Annotated in this window: 20 protein-coding genes; 6 read left to right on the top strand and 14 right to left on the bottom strand. The window is 63.6% G+C overall.

All coding sequences use genetic code 11. The features are described 5' to 3' along the window. Positions 1 to 198 precede the first annotated feature (198 nt). The gene (locus WDS16_RS17090; protein ID WP_338886403.1) at positions 199 to 1,419 is read right to left on the bottom strand and encodes an oxidoreductase; all 1,221 of its coding nucleotides are present in this window, start codon (positions 1,417 to 1,419) and stop codon (positions 199 to 201) included. A gap of 150 nt (positions 1,420 to 1,569) precedes the next feature. Here WDS16_RS17090 and WDS16_RS17085 point away from each other — a divergent pair, with 150 nt between their 5' ends. Beyond that, positions 1,570 to 2,010 (top strand): type II toxin-antitoxin system Rv0910 family toxin, encoded by a 441-nt coding sequence (locus WDS16_RS17085; RefSeq protein WP_338886402.1) that lies wholly within the window; start codon positions 1,570 to 1,572, stop codon positions 2,008 to 2,010. A gap of 168 nt (positions 2,011 to 2,178) precedes the next feature. Here the strand turns inward: WDS16_RS17085 and pepN are convergent, their stop codons facing one another. After that, complete coding sequence (gene pepN, locus WDS16_RS17080) at positions 2,179 to 4,635, bottom strand: aminopeptidase N (RefSeq protein ID WP_338886401.1); 2,457 nt, start codon at positions 4,633 to 4,635, stop codon at positions 2,179 to 2,181. Between the two features lie 87 nt (positions 4,636 to 4,722). Between pepN and WDS16_RS17075 the strand changes: the two genes are divergently transcribed. The 3 genes from WDS16_RS17075 (at position 4,723) to WDS16_RS17065 (ending at position 5,985) form a co-directional block, all read left to right on the top strand. Continuing rightward, a complete protein-coding gene (locus tag WDS16_RS17075) occupies positions 4,723 to 4,932 on the top strand; it encodes a hypothetical protein (protein WP_068376555.1) in 210 nt (69 codons plus the stop codon). A 9-nt stretch (positions 4,933 to 4,941) separates the two neighbouring features. Next, positions 4,942 to 5,481 (top strand): Clp protease N-terminal domain-containing protein, encoded by a 540-nt coding sequence (locus WDS16_RS17070; protein WP_338886400.1) that lies wholly within the window; start codon positions 4,942 to 4,944, stop codon positions 5,479 to 5,481. Positions 5,482 to 5,604: 123 nt separating this feature from the next. Beyond that, positions 5,605 to 5,985, top strand: a complete 381-nt coding sequence (locus WDS16_RS17065; RefSeq protein WP_338886399.1) for a phage holin family protein — start codon at positions 5,605 to 5,607, stop codon at positions 5,983 to 5,985. Here WDS16_RS17065 and WDS16_RS17060 read toward each other — a convergent pair. From WDS16_RS17060 to WDS16_RS17020, 9 genes are all read right to left on the bottom strand, one after another. Further along, positions 5,982 to 6,851: a 1,4-dihydroxy-2-naphthoate polyprenyltransferase gene (locus WDS16_RS17060; protein ID WP_338886398.1), complete on the bottom strand. Its 870-nt coding sequence runs from the start codon at positions 6,849 to 6,851 to the stop codon at positions 5,982 to 5,984. The genes WDS16_RS17065 and WDS16_RS17060 overlap by 4 nt on opposite strands. A gap of 70 nt (positions 6,852 to 6,921) precedes the next feature. Further along, positions 6,922 to 8,193: an Hsp70 family protein gene (locus tag WDS16_RS17055; protein WP_338886397.1), complete on the bottom strand. Its 1,272-nt coding sequence runs from the start codon at positions 8,191 to 8,193 to the stop codon at positions 6,922 to 6,924. Between the two features lie 199 nt (positions 8,194 to 8,392). Next, entirely contained in the window at positions 8,393 to 9,166 is a 774-nt protein-coding gene (locus WDS16_RS17050) for a PIG-L family deacetylase (protein ID WP_338886396.1), read from the bottom strand. 45 nt (positions 9,167 to 9,211) lie between these two features. Next, positions 9,212 to 10,393, bottom strand: a complete 1,182-nt coding sequence (gene menE / locus WDS16_RS17045) for an o-succinylbenzoate--CoA ligase (protein WP_338886395.1) — start codon at positions 10,391 to 10,393, stop codon at positions 9,212 to 9,214. Positions 10,394 to 10,457: 64 nt separating this feature from the next. After that, positions 10,458 to 11,123 carry a TrkA family potassium uptake protein gene (locus WDS16_RS17040; protein ID WP_338886394.1) on the bottom strand — a complete coding sequence of 222 codons (666 nt, stop codon included), beginning with the start codon at positions 11,121 to 11,123 and terminating at the stop codon, positions 10,458 to 10,460. Beyond that, positions 11,116 to 12,444 carry a TrkH family potassium uptake protein gene (locus WDS16_RS17035; protein WP_338893500.1) on the bottom strand — a complete coding sequence of 443 codons (1,329 nt, stop codon included), beginning with the start codon at positions 12,442 to 12,444 and terminating at the stop codon, positions 11,116 to 11,118. Before WDS16_RS17035 ends, WDS16_RS17040 begins: the two co-directional genes overlap by 8 nt. A gap of 212 nt (positions 12,445 to 12,656) precedes the next feature. Beyond that, a complete protein-coding gene (locus tag WDS16_RS17030) occupies positions 12,657 to 12,977 on the bottom strand; it encodes a DUF3349 domain-containing protein (protein WP_338886393.1) in 321 nt (106 codons plus the stop codon). A gap of 20 nt (positions 12,978 to 12,997) precedes the next feature. Next, complete coding sequence (locus tag WDS16_RS17025; RefSeq protein ID WP_338886392.1) at positions 12,998 to 13,285, bottom strand: hypothetical protein; 288 nt, start codon at positions 13,283 to 13,285, stop codon at positions 12,998 to 13,000. 12 nt (positions 13,286 to 13,297) lie between these two features. Then, positions 13,298 to 14,464, bottom strand: coding sequence for an inorganic phosphate transporter (locus WDS16_RS17020; RefSeq protein ID WP_338886391.1), 1,167 nt, complete (start codon positions 14,462 to 14,464; stop codon positions 13,298 to 13,300). A gap of 186 nt (positions 14,465 to 14,650) precedes the next feature. On the opposite strand from WDS16_RS17020, the gene WDS16_RS17015 reads away from it, so the two are divergent. Together WDS16_RS17015 and WDS16_RS17010 are read left to right on the top strand one after the other, a co-directional pair. Beyond that, on the top strand, positions 14,651 to 15,994 hold the full coding sequence (locus WDS16_RS17015; protein WP_338886390.1) for a hypothetical protein: 1,344 nt from the start codon (positions 14,651 to 14,653) through the stop codon (positions 15,992 to 15,994). Between the two features lie 93 nt (positions 15,995 to 16,087). Next, positions 16,088 to 17,365, top strand: a complete 1,278-nt coding sequence (locus WDS16_RS17010; RefSeq protein ID WP_338886389.1) for a sensor domain-containing phosphodiesterase — start codon at positions 16,088 to 16,090, stop codon at positions 17,363 to 17,365. On the opposite strand, the gene WDS16_RS17005 is transcribed toward WDS16_RS17010, so the two are convergent. Genes WDS16_RS17005 through WDS16_RS16995 form a run of 3 tightly spaced genes read right to left on the bottom strand, consistent with a single transcriptional unit; the run spans position 17,362 to position 19,405 of the window. Beyond that, entirely contained in the window at positions 17,362 to 17,745 is a 384-nt protein-coding gene (locus WDS16_RS17005) for a VOC family protein (protein ID WP_338886388.1), read from the bottom strand. The genes WDS16_RS17010 and WDS16_RS17005 overlap by 4 nt on opposite strands. Before the next feature lie 28 nt (positions 17,746 to 17,773). Then, entirely contained in the window at positions 17,774 to 18,226 is a 453-nt protein-coding gene (locus tag WDS16_RS17000) for a hypothetical protein (RefSeq protein ID WP_338886387.1), read from the bottom strand. Between the two features lie 42 nt (positions 18,227 to 18,268). Then, positions 18,269 to 19,405 (bottom strand): GGDEF domain-containing protein, encoded by a 1,137-nt coding sequence (locus WDS16_RS16995; protein ID WP_338886386.1) that lies wholly within the window; start codon positions 19,403 to 19,405, stop codon positions 18,269 to 18,271. Between the last annotated feature and the right edge of the window lie 4 nt (positions 19,406 to 19,409).

Here is a 19,409-nt window from a genome sequence, read left to right as displayed (position 1 = left end):
ACGTCGGCTCATCATGGTGTTGGGGTCGGCCACCCCGATCAGCTCCGCAAACACAACACCCGCTGGTAGTCCGGCCGAGTGAACGAGCTGCAGTTTTCGCCTGTCTCGAACGGATCCATCGGAGGCAGGTTCAACTCCACACATCGGGCAGCGGGTAGCGCCACCTGCACGAACCCGGATCGTCCTTCGCCGTGGTCATCAGATGATCGGGGTGATGTGGTCGTGAAGTTCCACTCCCAGTAGCGCCTTGCCATACGTTTCGATCGACACCCGCGGCAGCATCACCGCGTGCCGGGCACCGACGTTCGAATCCCGCCAGATCCGTTGCAACGCATTGACATCTGCGAATGCGCCCGCACCGGTAGCGTCCAAAAGAGTGTTCAATGCCTCATTGATGCTTCGTAGCGCTGTTGCGGCGTCTCCGCGCACCCGTGCGCGCGCGAGCAGATCCGGATATTCGGCGGCCTCGGCCCAGCGCATCACGTCGTCGGCGGCGCGGTAGGCGTGCAGGTGGGCGGTGTCGATTTTCAGCGCGGCTTCGGCGACCAGCATCTGGAAGGCAACCGAATCGGCTTGGCGATCGAACACTGTGTAGGCGAGGGACTTCTCTGCCGCTTTGGTTCGTACCAATTCCAATGCTGCCCGGCCCATTCCGAGCTGCGGACCTACCAGAACCATCACCAGCATCGGCCCGAACGCCGACCGCGCGAATGCCGAGTCGGTGCGTTCGGCAACATACGATCCGCTGAACGCTCCCATCATCGACAGCATGCGATGCTCGGGCACGAACACATCCTCGGCCACGACCGTGTTGCTGCCGGATGCGCGCATTCCCGCCACGTACCAGGTGTCGTCGACGCGGTAGTCGCTGCGAGGGATCAGGGCCATTCCCTGATCTGCTACCGATCCGTCTTCGTCCTCGATCACCACGCCGCCCGTGCACCACGTCGAGTGCAGGCTTGCCGACGCGTACGGCCACTGACCACTGACCAGGTACCCACCCTCGACCGGTTTCGCGACGGCCGTGGGCGATACCACTCCGGAGATGATGACATCGGGCCCCTCGGCGTAGACCTCGGTCTGCGCCTGCTCGGAGAACATCCCCAGCGCCCAATGGTTGATGTTGGACAACGTGGTGACCCAGGATGCTCCGCCGTCACCTTCGGCGACAGTGGCGGAGACGTCGAGCATCGTGCGTAGGCCGGTTTCGAGTCCACCGAACCGTGCCGGTGCCGCAATGCGAAATGCGCCCGCTCGGCGAAGGGCGTCGACGGTGTCGTCGGAGAGTCGTCGGGCTTTCTCGTTCTCGGCCTCACCCTTCTTCAACTCGGGCACCAAGGCGCGCACGTTGGCCAACACGGCTGCTCCGGTCTCGATGGGCTGGTTCTCGAGCACGGGTGAGTCGGTCGTGGCAGTCATGGTTCCCCTTCGGTTTCGGCCCCAATCGAGTGAGGCGGCGAGAGATCTGAGTCACTCGACCGTAGGAGTTCGTTGACTTGATGTCAATGTTGACATCAAGTCAACTATGATGGGTAATCGTCAGTGACATCCACCATCGAAGGGACTCTGATGAGCACGACGACCACCATGAGCCGAGACATTGCTGCAACTGCCGAGGAAGTGTGGGGCACCGTCTCGGACGTGACCACATTCGAGTCCTGGCATGCGTTGCACGTCGGCTGGGAGGAACTGCCGCCGCAGACCATCGGGGTCGGGGCGGTCATGGTCGAAAAAATCAAGGTTGCAGCCCTCGTCGACACCATCACCTTCCAGGTCAAGGCGTTCAGTCCGCCGCACGAAATCGTCTTCGACGGCACAGGGTCGACCGGCTCGAAAATCCACATGCGCGTCGGATGTCAAGCGTCAGGGGACAATACGGCCGTCACTATCGACCTCGACGTCTCCAGTCCACTGCTGGTCGGCCCGATCGGCAAAGCGTTGCAAGGAACATTCAAGAAGAAGCTCGCAGAAACCCTCGACCGACTTTCGGACTATGTCACGCGGTCCTGATCAGGTCGTTACGCGCTCGCACACGAATTCCAAACCCTGTGGATGTGACGCGAGCGTGGAACGTCAGAAGAGCGCTAGCTGAGCCTGGTTGACACGACGGCGGCAGGTCCTCGGGGCACGAGTTCTTATCACCAGTATGAACGGGCATCACTCGTAACCCGGTCGGCTCTACAGCCCGAACGCCCGTCGCACCCTCAGCGCGCGGGCGAGATGATCTCGTTGCTCGATGACCAACCTGCGCAACGCGGCAGGAGCCCACTCGTGCGCGGACAGCCAGGCGTCGGCTGCGTCCGTCGATTCCTGCTGGGGAAAGAGGCCGACGACGAGTCGGCGCGCAATCTCGATGCTGCGCGTGGACCACAGATCTGCGATGGCGTCGAAGTAACGGTCGTCGTATATGGCGAGCAGGTCGCGCCGTCCACCTGCTCGCAGCCCGGTCACGGTGGCGTCGACCGCGTCGTTGGACAGTTCGGTCGACTCCATCAGATCGGACCACGCTCGGGCCTTGGCTTCGGCGGTCGGCTGTGCCGCGACTGCGGCCCGGTGTGAATTCAGCCCGGAAGCTGTCTTGTCGTTCTGTAATTCGGCGTCCAGTGCGGCTCTGGAGGTGTGGCCGAGGGCGCTCAATGAGCGGAGTAGCATCCACCGCTGCTCCGGGTCGAGTTCGAGGCCCTCGATGGGCAGGGTGCCGTCGACGAGTCTTTCGATCTCGCGAGCGCGGGCGTCCGACGCCTGGGATGCGGCCGCGACCGCTCTTAGCCATACGATCTGCGCATCGCTACCGGGGTCGGCCGATTCGAGTTGGCTCCAGCAGGTGGAAATCCATGTCTGCGAAGCGGCGTCGGAGTCGTCGAGATAGTGGTCGATCGCGTATTGGACGTTGGCAACGACGGCGCTGGCAACCCCGACCTTCGTCTCGGAACCCGCGAACTTCGATGCGATCTCGACGTAGGTACTCGGGTTCAGGTCGGCGTCACGGGTGGCGTTCCACAGAGCCGACCAGATCAGCCCTCGCGCAAGAGGATCCACGACTCGATCGAGTGACGTTTCGATAGTTGCAAGCGAGGACGCGTCGAACCGAATCTTCGCGTAGGTAAGGTCGTCGTCGTTGAGGAGAGTCAGCGCGGCGCTGGGGAGTTCGATCGGCGTGCTCGCCGTGCTGATGTCGATCTCGCGACGGTGGACACGCACCAGGTTGCCTTCGGAATCCTTGTCGTACAGACCGATCGCGAGCCGGTGTGGTCGTGGGTCGGTCTGTACGATCGCAGAGTCGGTGCATGACAGCGTCGACACCCCGGTTGTCTGCAGCCATGCCGAGGCCCAGTCGTCGAGATTGCGACCGGACGCCGCCGATGCGTGGACGAGTAGGTCTGCGAGCGTCGTATTGCCGTAGGCGAATTCGGCGAAGTACCTGCGCGAGGCTTCGAAGAACGCGTCCTCCCCGACATACGCCGCGAGTTGTTTGAGCACGCTCGCGCCCTTCGCGTAAGTGATGCCGTCGAAGTTCAGTTTCGCCGCTTCGAGATCAGGGATATCGGCGACGATCGGATGCGTCGTCGGGAGTTGGTCCTGCAGGTAGGCCCACGCTTTGCGTCGATTCGCGAAGCTCACCCATGCGTCGGTGAATCGTGTCGCATGCGCAGAGGCGAAGGCTCCCATGAAGTCGGCGAACGACTCCTTCAGCCACAGATCGTCCCACCACTCCATCGTGACGAGGTCGCCGAACCACATGTGGGCCATTTCGTGAAGAATGGTATTGGCGCGTTGCTCGTACTGTGCTTCCGTTGCAGCCGAACGGAATACATACGACTCGGTGAAGGTGACAAGACCCGGGTTCTCCATCGCTCCCAGGTTGTACTCGGGTACGAAGATCTGGTCGTATTTGCCGAAGGGATAGGGAAAGTCGAATTTGTCGTGGTAGAAATCGAGACCCTGCTTGGTGATCTCGAAGATGTCCTCGGGGTCGAAGTGCTCCGCGACTGAGGCGCGGCACAGCGCTGCCAGCGGGACGGTCAGAGTGCCTCTGGACCAGGTCGATTCCGCTCGGTGGTACGGGCCTGCGGCGACTGCAGTGATGTATGTCGAGATCGGGAGGGTCGGATCGAAGGTGACCGTCTCGCCGGAGCGGTTGCCGGTCCGATTCGACAACACTTCCCAGTGCTCGGGTGCCGAAACCTGAAACGTGAACGAAGCCTTGATATCCGGTTGCTCGAAGTTGGCGAACACCCGTCGGGCGTCGGCGGGCTCGTACTGGGTGTAGAGGTACACCTCGTCGTCGACCGGATCGACGAAGCGGTGCAGCCCCTCTCCGGACCTGCTGTACCGGCCGAGCGCATCGACGACGACTGTGTTGTGCCGACCCAGCCCGACGAGTTGAATCCGAGAGCCGTCGTGGTCGACGGGGACAGGCGTGCCGTCGATCGTCACGGACAGAACCTCGGGACCGATGAAGTCGAGCCATGTCGCCTCGGTGCTGGCGTCGAACGTGACGGTTGTTCGTGTGCCGAAGGTGTCTCGCTGGGCATCGGTTGCGCCTCGCAGATCCAACTCGATGCGATACGCGACGTTTGTGATGTGCCGTGATCGACGTCGGGTCTCGGTCCGGGAGAGGTTCGCAGTGTTCACGACTTCCAGGGTATGCGGCCTCGGTGGTTTGCACTGGCACGTCAACGAAGGTTGACGAAACTGTGTTGTCAACGTACGTTGACACTCATGACCGAAGCGACAACACTCGCGGCCGCGGCCGGTAGCCCGGACCCAAAGGAGGGTCTACGGGCAGTTCTTGCGCTCCGCCGACTACTCGAGCGGCTGGAGGCAATTCAGGTGCGCAACGCGCGACGGCAAGGGTGGTCCTGGCAAGCGATCGCCGACTCGCTCGAAGTGAGCAAGCAGGCCGTGCACAAGAAGCACAACGGAAACTAGGAGCAAGAAATGTTCGAGAAGTTCACGAGTGACGCGCGCGAGGCCGTCGTCGCAGCGCAGCGGGAAGCGCGGCGGCTGAAGGCAACGCGAATCGAACCTGTTCACGTATTTCTGGGTGTCATCGCATCGGCGAAACCTGGGCTCCGTGGCGCGTTGGAAGGAGAGGGGTATACCTCGGAATCGGTGCGATCGAGAGTGTCCGACGGGATCGCGTTGGGTGACGGGGATTCGAAGGCGTTGGAATCGATCGGTATCGACCTCGATGCTGTCCGCGCGAGCCTCGAAGCCACCTTCGGCGAAGGTGCGCTCGACCGACCTGCCGCAGAGAAGCGGGGGTGGCTACGTCGAAAATCTGGGCATATCGCCTTCGCGCCCGGCGCGAAGAAGGCGCTGGAGCTGTCGTTGCGGGAGGCTATTGCGCACAAGGATTCGCAAATCCGCTGTGAGCACCTGCTGCTCGGCCTGATTCGAGGCGCTGATGACGGCTTCCTCGACATCGTGCGCCAGCCTGATCGGCTGCGTGAGCGGATCGAATCCTTGGTCCCGTAGTGGCGCGGTCGAGCGCACCCAGGTGCACTCAACCGTGCCACTGGAGCGGAGCGACCGCTGCCCTGTAAGCGGAGCGACCACCATCCATGGCTACCGCGGCCCGCACCACCTAGGGTGTCTGACATGACATTTCTCGTACGGCTCGTCATCAACGCAGTCGCGATCTGGCTTGCAGCGCAGTGGGTCGACGGAATCGACCTCGCTAGCTCCGGTCGCGGTACCGGTTGGGATTTGATCGTCCTCGCGGGAATTGCAGCGGTGTTCACTATCGTGAACGCCTTCATCAAGCCGGTGGTGCAGTTGCTGTCACTGCCGCTGCTGATTCTGACGCTCGGGCTGTTCACCCTCGTCATCAATACACTGATGCTGATGTTGTCGGCGTGGATCTCGACGGCGACCGACTACGGATTGTTGATCACCGGCTTCGGAGCGGCTTTCTGGGGCGCACTGATCATCTCGATCGTGAACTTCCTGCTGGGGGCATTCGTTCCCGACAAGCGTTAGGCGAACGCCAGCGCAGCTCCGGTTGTGAGACCCCACACCAACATCGCGAGGCCGGAGTCGCGGAGTGCTGGAATGAGCGCCAACCCTGTCGCTCCGGTGCGGACTGGCTTGTTCGCCCGAGCGGCCAGGGGGAGTGCGATGAGCGCGACGAGCGCCCAGGGAGTGCGGGCGACGAGGGCCACGGTGACTGCGAACGGTACGACCATCAAAGCCAGGTGCAACAGCCGCGTCCGGGTGTCGCCCAACCGCACGGCGAGAGTGTGCTTTCCGGAGTCCGGGTCGGTGTCGATGTCGCGCAGATTGTTGGCAACGAGAACTGCGCTGGAGAACGACCCGACTGCCACGGCTGCGACGAAGCCGGCCCAATCGACCTTGCCTGCTTGAACGAACTGGGTTCCGAGCACCGCGACCAACCCGAAGAACACGAACACCGCGACCTCGCCGAGTCCGCTGTATCCGTACGGTTTAGCCCCTCCGGTGTAGAACCAGGCGCCCGCGATGCACACGACGCCGATCGCGACGAGCCACCATGCCGACGTTGCCGCCAGCGCCAGTCCCGCGACCGCTCCGACTGCGAAGCAGCCGATGGCGGCAGCTTTGACGGCCTGAGGAGATGCGACACTCGAACCGACGAGTCGCATCGGGCCTACTCGCTCGTCATCGGTTCCGCGAATGCCGTCGGAGTAGTCGTTGGCGAAATTGACCCCGATGATCAGGGCCAACGAAACGACGAGTGCCAACAACGCCTTCCACCACACCGCGCCGTCGAGCGAGGCTGCAGCACCGGTGCCGACGAGGACGGGTGCGATCGCATTCGGGAAGGTCCGCGGGCGTGCGCCCTCGATCCAGTGTGCTGTCGTGGCCATTGAATGATCTTTGCTTATCGCAGCATGTTGGTCTGCACGAGGTACGACCTGCCTCGAGGTGCCGAGCCGCTCAGGGGAACGGCAACCGCGGAAGTGCTGGTAGCTGAATCTGAGGTAGCTGGATCTGCGGGAGCTGAAACGGAACCGGTGGTGGTGGCGGAGGGGCGTGCGGCGCCACGTACGCATCGCTGTTGTATCGCGAAACGTATGGAGCCGGCGCTTGGGGATCTGGGCTCGGGGAGACCGTCGTCGTTGCCACCACCGGAGCGGAAGTAGGTGCCGTCGACATCGCTGCCGACCGATCGGACGCCGTGACGCCTGTCGTCGACGCCGTCTCGGCGATGGTGGTGACGGGTGTCCCGGCTACGGAACGGTCGTCACTTGCCTCCGGCCACAACATCCACGACAGCACACTGACGGCGACAATCGACGGTAGTCCGAATCTGAGCAGTGGCGTCAGCAACGTTCGAGCGCTGCGCCTCGCTGCGGTCGGTGTCGCCGGTTTTGCCTCGTCCACCCGCGTCGCGTAGAGCGCTGCCCCTTCGGCGGCGAGCAGCTCTGGGTTGTCCGGCACGATCACCGGAATACACAGGTAGCGTCGCAGCACGTCCTGGACGAGCGGAATGCGCGAGCCGCCACCGATCGCGACGACGACTTCGGGTGGAATTTCCGACATCTCCGCCAGATCGCGAAGTGCGATTGCGGATCGCTCGGCCGGTCGGATGATCTGTAGGTCGAACATACGACGGTCCATCAGCCGGAACTGCCCATCGGAGGTCTGCGTCGCCTCGTGCGTCGTGAGCGCTTCCTTGATCTCCTTGCTGAACTCGAGCAAGGAGGCTTCTTCCTCTTGATTGCGAGGAACCGCGAGAATGTCGAGAGTCAGAAGGTGCTCGCGGACAGTCCAGTCGATGGAGGAGCCGCTGAGCTCGGACGACCGCGTCGTAGCGTAGACGGTCCCGCTGTCGATGTCGGCGACGGTCATCTCCAGGCCGGTCGCTCCCAGGTCGTACAGCGCGACGGTGCGGTACTTGAACTCCGGATCCGATCGAAGCTTCTCGATCGTCCCGGCGATCTCCGAGATGATGTGTACTTCCGAGACGTATTCCTCGACCAGCGCGGTCTTCAGAGCAGCGCTGTAATCGGGATCGGGAAACGCGACGCCGAGCGAATGGGGGGCATCGGGCCGATCGACGATCGCGCGAATCGCGTGCGCAACATCTTCAGCGTCGGGTATCGGACCCGCCGACGGGAACCACTCGGCCGCAAACGACCGCCCGTCGGTGGTCCGGACCGCGCGTATGCCGCTGGTACCCATGGACATGCCGACTGACGAAACCATCGCTGCTCGTGGCCTCCCATCCCCTGACAGTACGTCGCATCCGCCGCGACGTACGTCTCCTCGGGGTTCACCATACCGTCTCGCGGTCTGTTTTCCGACCCATAACCGACTGAAAGGCGAATCTGGTGGCCGTAACGCCTGCTCACCTACGATGTCGATCAGTGCACGTGGACCGCGGAGACCACGCCGCTTGCGGGGGCTAGAGGGGCAACTCGGTCTCGGTGAGCCCGGGCCCACCACCGACGCGCCGGAACCACTCCAGGCCGAACGCCGTCTGCAGCATGTCGAGGGGCATGTCGAGGAACGGACCGAAGTCGCCGATCTGAGTTGCGTGCGCCTGCATCGCCCGACGTTTTGCATCCATGACCGAACCGACGTCGATGATGGTCGTGATCTCGGATTCGGGTAGTCCGAAGGACTCCATGTCGGGGGGACTGTTCTCTTCGGACCAGTTCGGATTCGCCTCGACGAGTGCCCTCATATGATCGCGATTGGTGGTCGTCTCGTAGACGTGCTTCGTGCCCGCGATCTCGGCCGCGCGGAGGCCGACGACGTGTACCGCGATGTGGTCGGGATGCCCGTAGCCCCCGTTCGGGTCGTAGATGGTCAGAACGTCGGCGTTCTCCTCGTTCAACACCGCAGCCAGCTTGCCGGCCGCATCCTCGACGTCTGCGTTGCAGAAGGCGTCGGGATTGCCGTTCTCCGGGGTCCCTGCCATGCCTGAGTCGAGGTAATGCAGCATCACTACTCGGCTCACCCCGAGAACGTCCGCCGATTCGGCCAGCTCTGACCGGCGTCGTTCGGCGAGCGTTTCACCGTCTGTCAGGATGCCGTCGGGAAACTCGCCGTGGGCACCGTCGGTGGCGGTGACGAGTACCACTCGATGGCCTGCGTCGGCAGCGAGGCGCATGACTCCGCCCGTAGTGAAGACCTCGTCGTCGGGATGGGCGTGAAAGCAGACCAATGTGCTCATGTACGAATGCTTGCACGGCGACCGCCGGCTGTCTCACTTGCAGGTTCACCGAACAGGAGTCAGCGTCTCCAACGCCACCCGCAGCCGATCGCGATCCAGCTTGCCGGGTCCCCGAATCGGAAGCGCATCGACCAGGTAGAGCTCGCGCGGAGCAGCCGTGGAATCCAACGTCAGCGCGATGTGCTCCCGCAGGTCCGCCAGCGTCACGGTCGACGACGCAACGATCGCTACGACGACTCGCTGGCCGAGCCTGGTGTCGTCCAGACCCACCACCGCGCACTCGCGCACCGCGGGATGTGTCGCGAGCGCGGCTTCGACGACCTGAGGCACCACGGTGAGACCGCCGGTGGAGATGGCTTCGTCGAGCCTGCCCTCGATCGACAGAACACCGTCCGTCAACCGACCTGCATCGTCGGTGCGAAACCAACCGGGCTCGGCGAACGCTGGATGGTCCGGCATGCCGCGGTATCCGAGCGCGACGGTCGCCCCGCCCAGCACGACGCGTCCCGAATCTATGTGCCCAGAATCTATGTGCCCAGAATCGAGGCGCAGACGGGTGCCGTCCAAGGGCACGCCGTCGTAGACGCATCCGCCTGCTGTCTCGCTCATGCCGTAGGTCCGGACGATCGAGATACCCGCCGCAACAGCCCTCTCTCGCAACGGAACCGGAGTCGCCGCACCACCGAGCAGCACGGCGTCGAACTCCGCCAACGCCTCGGTCGCAGCGGGATCGTCGAGAGCCTTGACCAGCTGCGTAGGAACCAGGGAGGTGTAGCGACGACCGGACATCCGGGCGACGGCAGCCGGTAGCGTCGAAGGATCGAAACCCGCACCGACGTCCAGTATCACCGGATCTGTGTTCGCGAGCACACTGCGCAGCAGCACCTGCATCCCTGCGATGTGATGGGCGGGCAACGCGAGAAGCCACGTCCCAGGACCGCCGAGGCGATCGTGCGTCGCGTTGCCACTTGCCCGCAGCGCCGACGCCGACAGCATCGCGCCCTTGGGTGTGCCGGTGGTGCCGGACGTCGCGACGACGAGGGCCGCCGCTGCCTCGATCTCGCTTCCCGGGGCCAACGCGTCGCGTAGCCGCTGCGCCTCGCGCTCGTCGGCAACAGGAACCGGCAACACCGCGGGAGAGGTCCCGGCCAGAACGCAGACCAGCTGCGGCAGGATCGCTGCCGCAGCGGCGCCGGTAGGAATCTGCAGTTCTTCGAGCATGTTCACAGGCTCGACAGTAGATCGTGAACAGATCCGCGACCTCATCGAAGCAGCGACGTCAGCGGCCGATTCAGGTCAGTTCGCTGAAACGTTCGGTGTCGCGTACTTGGCCGGAAACGATGATGGTGTCACCGGCAGAGATCACTGTGTCGGCGGTGGCGTAGGTGAAACCCTCGCCTGGGCGCTTGATGGCGACCACAGTGACTTTGTGCTTGGTTCGGATTGCGCTCCGGCCGAGATTGTCCCCGATGAGGAACGACGGCGGCGAGGTCTTGACCATCGCGAACCCGTCGTCGAACTCGATGTAATCCATCATCCGGCCACGCACGAGATGGGCAACTCGCTTGCCCATGTCGTGTTCGGGCCGGACTACGTGATGAACGCCGATCTGAGTCAAGATCTTTGCGTGGGCGTTGCTGATCGCCTTCGCCCAAATGTTGGTGACGTCCAGGTTTATCAGTGCGGAGGCAGTGAGCAGACTCGCTTCGAGGTCGGACCCGATACCGACCACGGCACGGTCGCATTCGTGCACCGAGAGTTGCCGCAGTGACTCCTCGTCGGTGGTGTCAGCGACAGCGGCATGGGTGAGCCGATCGGACACTCGTTGGACGACGGCCTCGTCGGTGTCGACGCCGAGGACCTCGGTGCCCTGTTCCATCAGCTCGAGTGCAAGGGATTTGCCGAAGCGGCCGAGCCCGAGGACGGCGACCACGTCGGAGGACGGTTTCCTAGCCAATGAACGGCCTTTCCATGGGAAGGTGGTACCGGCGGTCACGCTCTCGTGCGGCGAGTGCGCTGACGAGGGTAATCGAGCCGATGCGACCCAGGTACATGAGGACGATCAGTATCAGCTGTCCCCATGCGGGCAGTTGGGCGGTGATCCCAGTGGACAGCCCCACGGTGGCGAACGCGGAGACGACCTCGAACAACAGTACGTCGAGGTCGAAATCCGTTCCCGCCAGAAGAGCCACCACCGAGATCATCACGAGCGCGACGCCGACGAGAGCAACTGTCAGTGCCTGGCGTTGCACTCGAGCGTCGATTTGCCGGTCGAATACCGTCACGGTTCGGTCGCCCCGGACTTCGGCGATGATCACGAACAGCAGTAGCGCGAACGTGGTGACCTTGATACCGCCGGCGGTGCCGCCGCTGCCGCCGCCGATGAACATCAGTACGTCTGTGACCAGCAAGGTGGCGTTGTCGACCTGGGCGTAGTCGACGCTGTTGAATCCGGCGGTGCGCGGCATGATTCCTTGGAACGCTGCGACGAGGAGTTTGCTCCCGATGCCGAATTCGGTCAGGGTGCGAGACCATTCGAGCGCCAACACCAGAACCGGGCCGACTACGAGTAGGACGGCGGTGACCGACAGCGTCAGCCGGGTGTGCAGCGACCATCGCCGCTGGGAACGCCGTCGCATATGACGAAAGATCTCGAAGAGCACCGGAAAACCGAGACCGCCCAATACGACAGCGACCAGCAACGGAATGCACATCCAGGGGTCGGTGGCGAAGCCGATCATGCTGTCGCTGTACAGGGCGAATCCGGCGTTGTTGAACGCCGAGACGGAGTGGAAGATCCCCAGCCAGAGCGCACGGGTCGGTGATTCGCCGTACCCGACGGCGAAGCGGACCGCGAGAGCAGCAGCGACGATCGTCTCGATGATGACGCTGGTGCGGACAACGCCGATGACGACGCTTCGGACGTCGCCGAGCCCCGAGGTTCGTACTTCGGCTGCAGCGTTGAGTCGACCCCGCAGGCCGATTCGATCGGCGAGCACCAAACCGACCAGAGACGCCACGGTCATGATTCCGAACCCGCCGATTTGGATAAGGGCCAGGATGACCCCTTGCCCCAACCCTGACCAATGCGTCGGTGTGTCGACGACGATCAGACCGGTCAGGCACATCGCCGACGTCGCCGTGAACAACGCACCCAGTACGTCGGTGTCGCTGGCGGTCTCGGTCGCGGCCGGAAGCATCAACAACCCCGAGCCGACTGCGATGGCAGCGGCGAAGCCCAGTGCCACGAACCGCACCGGGGTCAGCTTCACCATCATCTTCACCGGGGCACCTGCTCGAACTCACCTGAGGCACTCGTCACCGGACGTAGCGTACTGGTCAGTGACGCGTTCGATCCGAATCGATCGGTCAGCGGGAGTCCGGGAAGGTTCTCGACCTTTCTCTGCCCGGCAACTGCGCCGCGTGTCGGCAGGCAGCTTCCTCATCCCGAGCCTATGGGGCGTCCCGCAGGCTCCACTCCTCCCCGACGTCAGATCGTGAAGGGATCGGCGAGAGGCCAACCACCGGCAGCGAGCCGAGCCGAAACCCGCGCGATGTCCTCGTTCGTCGGGTCATGGTCGACAAGTTCGCGGACGTACTGGGTGATCTCTTCGGTGGTAATGGCGCCGTCGTCGAGCGCGCCACCGATCGGTGACACCAAGCTCAGGACGACCTCCTTGACCTGAGCGTCGGTCAGTTCTGCCTTGCGTAGCAACGCGACGAGTGGGAAGCGGTCCTTGGGCGGGATGCCCTCGGGGTAACCGGCCCGCAGCCATTCGAGGATGGACGCGGGAAAGGTGGTATCGGACATTGCTGAGCCCTTCTGAAAACCTAGAAGACGGAGATGCCGAAGGTGCTGTCGAGGAAGTCCTTCATGATGAAGAGGATCCCCGCGACGATTGCGGCGACGACGACGGCGAAACATAGAACTGCAGCAGCGGTGGCGACGGCAGGGCGGGCTGTTGCGGCAGTGGTGGTTCCGGTCGAATTGTTGGACGCTTCGCCGACGGACAGCGCTCTGAGCCCGACTGCGAAGATGGCCGGAAGACCGGCACCGAGGAGAAGCCCGACGAGAACGACCTGCCACAGCGAGTCGAGAGTGTGCGCGAGTGTTTCCATGAGGAGTACTTCCTAAACTGTTGTCGGGGACTTCTCGTCGGCCGGAACCAGGCCGCCGTCCCACTCGTCGTTGACGTTGTTCGGGTCGATCGGTTGACGACGCGACCGGAGATACATGAAGGTGGCCAACCCGACGAGGATGGCGAACACGACGAGGACTCCGGGCAGGCCACCGACGATGTCGGCGAGGTACCAGCAGACGGCACCGACGATGCCTGCGAGGGGCAGTGTGATGACCCAAGCGACGGCCATGCGGCCCGCGACGTTCCAGCGCACCTGTGCGCCGGGCTTGCCGAGGCCCGACCCGAGGATGGAACCGGTCGCCACCTGTGTGGTCGACAGAGGAAGTCCTAGGTGGCTCGAGGTCAAGATTATGGCGGCCGACGAGGATTCAGCGGCCATACCCTGCGGAGACGCGATTTCGACGAGCCCCTTGCCGAGGGTGCGGATGACGCGCCAGCCCCCGAGATAGGTGCCCAGGGCGATCGCGAGAGCGCAGGTGACCTTCACCCAGAGTGGCATCTCAGCGTCCGGAGTAACCGTTCCGTAGGCGACGAGCGCGAGGAAGATGACGCCCATCGTCTTCTGCGCATCGTTGGTGCCGTGAGCGAGGGAGACCAGGGAGGCGGAACCGATCTGACCCCAGCGGAACCCCCGTTCTTTCGACTTCTCGGGAACCGCGTCGGTGATGCGGTAGATCCCCCAGGTGCCGACCGTCGCAACGAGGCCTGCAACGACGGGCGCGAGGACTGCGGGGAGAACGATTTTGCTCCAGACGCCGTCCCAGACGACACCGGAGGTGCCGAGTCCCGCGATGGTGGCGCCGATCAGGCCACCGAACAGCGCATGCGACGAGCTGGAGGGGATTCCGAGGAGCCATGTCGCGAGGTTCCACAGAATGCCTCCGACAAGGCCGGCGAAGATGATTGTCAGCAGGGCCTGACCGCCGGTGTCGCCGAGGTTGACGATGCCCTTGGCGACAGTGGCAGCCACCTCCACCGAAAGGAAGGCGCCGACGAGGTTCAGTACAGCGGACAAGGTGACAGCAACTTTGGGCTTGAGTGCGCCTGTTGCAATCGACGTTGCCATGGCGTTGGCGGTGTCGTGGAAACCGTTGGTGAAGTCGAAGGCCAATGCCGTTACGACAACTACCAGAAGGACGAGAAATTCTGCGCTCACAGCAAAAGTGTGAGCGTTCACGGGGGCGAAGTGACAATTTCGCGCGAAGTGTTCTCTTTCGATTCCTTTGCGACACGGTGAGTTCACCTCTGATTCACCTTTTTGCGTTAAATGCCCGAATTCTTCGAGGTGTGCGTCACATGGATGCTGACGGGCTCGTAGCGCTTGCTGTGGAACAGTGAAGGCGTGGAATTCGATGACGCGGTCGCGGCTGCCTTGTCGTACCTCGACTCGGTTGATCCGGCGTCGGCTGCGGACGCACAGATCGGGTGGGACGACCTGCGGAGCATCTCGCCGCGGAGTGGACCGACGCAGAATTCGGTCCAGACATTTCTGTGGTCCCGGCTCGCGGACGTCACAGACGACTCGGCACGCGCGTGGGACATTGCGCAGGCGGTGGCCGATCTGCTAGACCGGCTCGGACACGCCAGATATGCGGACATCGCGCGCAGCGCCACGACGCGGGCAATTCTCCTCGGTGACGACACCGGCGCCGCCGAGGACGGAGCAACGAGGCAGCAGCGCTATCTCGACGCCGTCGAAGAGTCCGGCATCGGCCCCGAGGACACAGAGCTGATCACCTGGATGGACGACCGCGCAGGCGTCGAACGCTCGGTCGCCGATCTGGTCAGCGAAACCCTCGAAGTAGCTTCTGTAGCAGGGGAGTTCGCGCCGACTCGGGAGGGAGGCCGGCCGCCACGCCCCGCAGCTCGGGTGGCCAAGCGGAGGCAGCTGACCGATTCGGTACTGCGATCGGAGCGTGCGGGCGGAGTGCTGCTCGAGCAACTACTCGATCACCGGATCGCACTGTGGACGCGGTACAGCCCACCGAGAGCCGAGCTGTACCGCGACCTGTCCGTACCGCTGCACGATGCCGTCGAACCTGCGTACTCGTGTGTCCGCAGGCTCGAAGGTCTGCTCGGCATCGTCGGCGATGGAATCACGCTCGACGAGAGGGGCTACCTGCCGGGAGCCGTCGTCGAACGCGCTGTCGGCACTCTGTGGACGCCGCGGGAATGGCCGTTTCCCGCTGGCGAAGAACTCGACACCGAACCGGTACTGCGCATTCGACGGTTGTTGCTGCGGCTCGGGTTGGTCCGTAAACACCATGGACGACTGCTCCCGACCGCCCGCGCCCGCGGAATGAGTGCGGACCGGATGTGGCGAATACTCGTGAGCCGGACCATCGGCACCGTGTACCACCCCGAAACGATTGCTGCGGAAGTCGTGCTCGCAGAGGTCGCCCGCGGGCGACGCCCGGAGGGCGTGAGTGCACTGCTCACCGAACTGCTCACCGCCGAAGGGTGGTCGCACGTCGGTGGAACGCACGCTGCAGATGCCGAACAACCACTCGGCGACGGTGTGCTGGCCGATCTGACCGCGCTGGGCGCTCTGTCGTACGGGGCAGGGGGGTCTCACGCCGGGCAGGGGACGGGAGGCACCGATGCGGTTGTCTCGCCCGATGGATCGCGACTCGCGGCGGCCCTGCTCCGGCACCGGTTGTTGCACACCCGGCTTCCGTCCGTCTGACACGGCGCTCGCGCGGATGCAGTCCGCGGCTAAGCTGACCTTCGGCCGCGCCACGCTCGGGGTTGGCCCGCGGAGCCTCGATTGGAGACGCAGGTGGAAGATGATCCGACCTTGCCGAACCGTCGATCACAGACGCGCAGACAGACCGACTCGGCCCGCCGCTATCTCGATCTCGAAGCGACTACCCCTGCGCTGCGGTCCACGGTAGAACTCGCCGCGCGAAGCGTCGGGTTCGCCATCGCACAGCTCAACATCCTCGATGAGACAACCCAATACACGCTCGTGAACATCGGCGGGCCGCCCGTGTCTGCGGTCGAACGTTCCACGACGTTGTGCGACGACGTCGTGCGGTCCGAGAAACCTGCGGTCGTCACCCGCAACCGAATCGACGCCACCGTCCGGCAGCGCAACATCCTCGACCAGAACGGGATTGCGGCCTACGCATCGGTTCCGCTGAGAGGTCGTGAAGGACTGGTGATCGGTTCGCTGTGCCTGCTCGACCGGATGCCGCGCGAGTTGAGCGAGGGGCAACTGCAAGAGCTCGAACAGTACGGGTCGGTTCTCGAAGAACAACTCGACCTGCATCGACGGGTTGGCTCGACAGCGGCCAAACTGGACAACGATCACGACTTGGCCGGTGCATTGGATTCGGGGCAGATCGTGCCGTGGTTCCAGTCGGTAGTGGATCTGCGTACCGGCTTCGCTGTTGGATTCGAAGCTCTTGCGCGGTGGCACCATCCGACGAGAGGGCTCGTCTCACCCGTCGACTTCGTTCCGTTCGCCGAGTCGAGCGAGCTGATCATCGACATCGATCTCGAAGTCCTCCGACTCGCGGTGAAGGAGGCGCAGGTGTGGCACGAGCATCAGCCGGACCTGCGGCTCAGCGTCAACATGTCCGGCAGACACCTCGCGCATCCCGACGCCGTCGCGCAGCTGCAGAGCGCCGTCGCGCAGTCCACGGTGTCGCCGCACATGATCTTTCTCGAACTGACCGAGACGTCATCGGTCAGCGACGGGCCCCTCATCCGCAGACACATCGACGACGTGCACGCCCTTGGATTTCAGGTGCTGCTCGACGATTTCGGTTCCGGTTGGTCCTCGCTCGAGCGTCTGGTCATCCTCGAGCCTGATGGCATCAAGATCGACGCCCAGCTGACCAAGTACATCGATACCGACCGTGGTCGGGCTCTGGTGCGCGCACTGTCCTCGGTCGCACGCGATCTCGGGTTGGTGATGATCATGGAGGGCATCGAGACCCGCAAGCAAGCCGAGATCGCGATCGAACTCGGCTGCACTCTTGCGCAGGGATTTCTGTGGTCACGACCGCAATCGGCCTCGGCTGTCCGAAGGCTCGTGAGCGGAGACGGCTAGCCGCGCACGTCGCACCGCAGTGGATGGTCGGAGGGAATCTCGACCAAGACGATCGGCACGCCGTCCGGGTCTCGAAGCCACAACTCGATCAGCCCCCAGGATTCCTGTCTCGCTTCGCGTTCGATCGCGATACCGCGGCTTCGGAGTTCCGTCGAGGCCGATTCGATGTCGCGGACCTGCAACCACAGAGCGCCGTCGAACCGCTGCGGTGACTCCGATCCTCCGTGTGCGGCTATCTCGAGAAGGGCTTGGCCGGCGAAGAAGACCGTTCCCGCACCGTATTCGCGATAGACGGCGAGCCCGAGACCGTCTCGATAGAAAGCGAGAGTGCGTTCGTAGTCGACGGGACGCAGAATCGTTCGGCCGCTCAGTATCTCCACAGCTCATCGATACCACACGTTTCGTGGGTCAGGGTGTCGCCTCGTGCCCGGGCTTGCCGTGGGTACGCCGTGACTCCTTCATCTCGGCTTCGAAGACGTGACGCTTTCCATCCTGTAGTTCTTCGCGGACCTGTTTCTCGTGGCTGCGGAATGCCGACCAATACAGGTCGTCGAACTCCTCGACGATCTGAAAGGACCAGCGACCGTCGATGGCGTTGCGTCCGATCATCTCCGTGGACAAACGGTCGGCCTGCTCGGCATGGCCGGCGTCTCGCAACGCATCTACGGCCTCCCCGAGCTGCAGATCTGCGTGGCCGATCAACTGGTGAAACGAGTAGAGGTGGCCGCGGGCGCGTTCGATGGTTTCCAACGCTTCCGAGACTTTGCCGACGGCGGAAATCGATTCGTCCGACATGGCCGGAGGTCGACGGTGCTCGGGCGACGGGGTCTGACGGTCTGTGCTCGTTCGGTTGTTGTTCATCGAATGGGTATTGCCGAAAAACGTCTCGATCTAACGACTGTTCTAGATCAGCGTCGTGACGACGCGATTCCCTCCTGCGGCTTTCGCCTCGTACATCATGGAATCCGCCACCCGAGATGCGACGCGCACCGTGTCGGTACTGGTTGTCCACAGACTCGACTCGGCGTAGAGAATCGCTGCCCCGACGCTTACCGTCACCGGGATGATGTCGTCTTCTCCGTGCAGTGCTCGTCGGATGCCGTGGATCAACGCGTCGATGTGCAGTCTGGAGGTGACGACGGCGGCCAGATATTCTTCGCCGCCGGTGCGTCCGAGAACGCCGAATCGTGCGACGTGCGCGGTCAGCCGCTCAGCGACGCGACAGATGACGGCGTCGCCCGCATCATGCCCGTAGATATCGTTGACGGACTTGAAGTTGTCGATGTCGACCACCACGACGGCTGCGCACTGACCCTCTCGTTGCCCCTGCGCCCACAGGTCTTCGAGCGCGGCGTCGAGACCCCGGCGATTGAGCAGTCCTGTCAGTGGATCGAGAACGGAACTGCGGGCGTCGGCGGACAGCGTCGTAAGGAAGATATGCGTGGTGACCGGAACACTCATGATGGCGATCAGGACCACATCCGCCTGGACGAAAAGGGTAAGCGTCTCCATCTCGCCTCGGAGGTAGAGAGCCGCGGTGAACGTCAGCGCGACGGCGGAGGTGAACACGAGGTGCGCCACCACCCACCGAGGGCTCAGGAAGAACGTGACGAACGCGCCGATCACTGCGAACAGGACACAGCCGATCAGTGCGTACTGCAGATCGAACACCGACAGTGTGGCCGCGACGCCGAGGTCGGCGTAGATGGCGAAGGCAACGACGCCGAGGCGTCCGGGAAAGGGTCGGACGAGCCACAGCACCGCGATGACGAGGTTGACGGTGCACAGTGTCAGCGTCAGTGCCGTCGCAGCTGGTCCGGTCGGGCCACCGTCCGCGAACAACGACACCAGCGACATGCCGCTGATATTGATCACCGACAAAGCCACGATGATCCCGATGATTTTTCCCGACGGGTGGGAGTTCTGGAACTCCTTCATCCACTCGTAGTCGTGCGGCTGCACGAACCACAGAGCGATCGCCGCCGCGGCACTGTCGGGCGCGCGACCGCGACGCGTGCGTGGCGTGCGGGAAACGGACATGTCC

The organism is Rhodococcus sovatensis (assembly GCF_037327425.1).
GTDB classification, from domain to species: Bacteria; Actinomycetota; Actinomycetes; order Mycobacteriales; family Mycobacteriaceae; genus Rhodococcoides; species Rhodococcoides sovatense.
This window is presented reverse-complemented; position numbering and strand designations above follow the sequence as displayed.

What these genes read in the sequence shown, in the direction of transcription:
- WDS16_RS17090 (WP_338886403.1), bottom strand. Translation starts at nt 1,419, where the DNA reads ATGACTGCCACGACCGACTCACCCGTGCTCGAGAACCAGCCCATCGAG.
- WDS16_RS17085 (WP_338886402.1), top strand. Translation starts at nt 1,570, where the DNA reads ATGAGCACGACGACCACCATGAGCCGAGACATTGCTGCAACTGCCGAG.
- WDS16_RS17075 (WP_068376555.1), top strand. Translation starts at nt 4,723, where the DNA reads ATGACCGAAGCGACAACACTCGCGGCCGCGGCCGGTAGCCCGGACCCA.
- WDS16_RS17070 (WP_338886400.1), top strand. Translation starts at nt 4,942, where the DNA reads ATGTTCGAGAAGTTCACGAGTGACGCGCGCGAGGCCGTCGTCGCAGCG.
- WDS16_RS17065 (WP_338886399.1), top strand. Translation starts at nt 5,605, where the DNA reads ATGACATTTCTCGTACGGCTCGTCATCAACGCAGTCGCGATCTGGCTT.
- WDS16_RS17060 (WP_338886398.1), bottom strand. Translation starts at nt 6,851, where the DNA reads ATGGCCACGACAGCACACTGGATCGAGGGCGCACGCCCGCGGACCTTC.
- WDS16_RS17055 (WP_338886397.1), bottom strand. Translation starts at nt 8,193, where the DNA reads ATGGTTTCGTCAGTCGGCATGTCCATGGGTACCAGCGGCATACGCGCG.
- WDS16_RS17050 (WP_338886396.1), bottom strand. Translation starts at nt 9,166, where the DNA reads ATGAGCACATTGGTCTGCTTTCACGCCCATCCCGACGACGAGGTCTTC.
- WDS16_RS17035 (WP_338893500.1), bottom strand. Translation starts at nt 12,444, where the DNA reads ATGATGGTGAAGCTGACCCCGGTGCGGTTCGTGGCACTGGGCTTCGCC.
- WDS16_RS17030 (WP_338886393.1), bottom strand. Translation starts at nt 12,977, where the DNA reads ATGTCCGATACCACCTTTCCCGCGTCCATCCTCGAATGGCTGCGGGCC.
- WDS16_RS17025 (WP_338886392.1), bottom strand. Translation starts at nt 13,285, where the DNA reads ATGGAAACACTCGCGCACACTCTCGACTCGCTGTGGCAGGTCGTTCTC.
- WDS16_RS17000 (WP_338886387.1), bottom strand. Translation starts at nt 18,226, where the DNA reads ATGAACAACAACCGAACGAGCACAGACCGTCAGACCCCGTCGCCCGAG.
- WDS16_RS16995 (WP_338886386.1), bottom strand. Translation starts at nt 19,405, where the DNA reads ATGTCCGTTTCCCGCACGCCACGCACGCGTCGCGGTCGCGCGCCCGAC.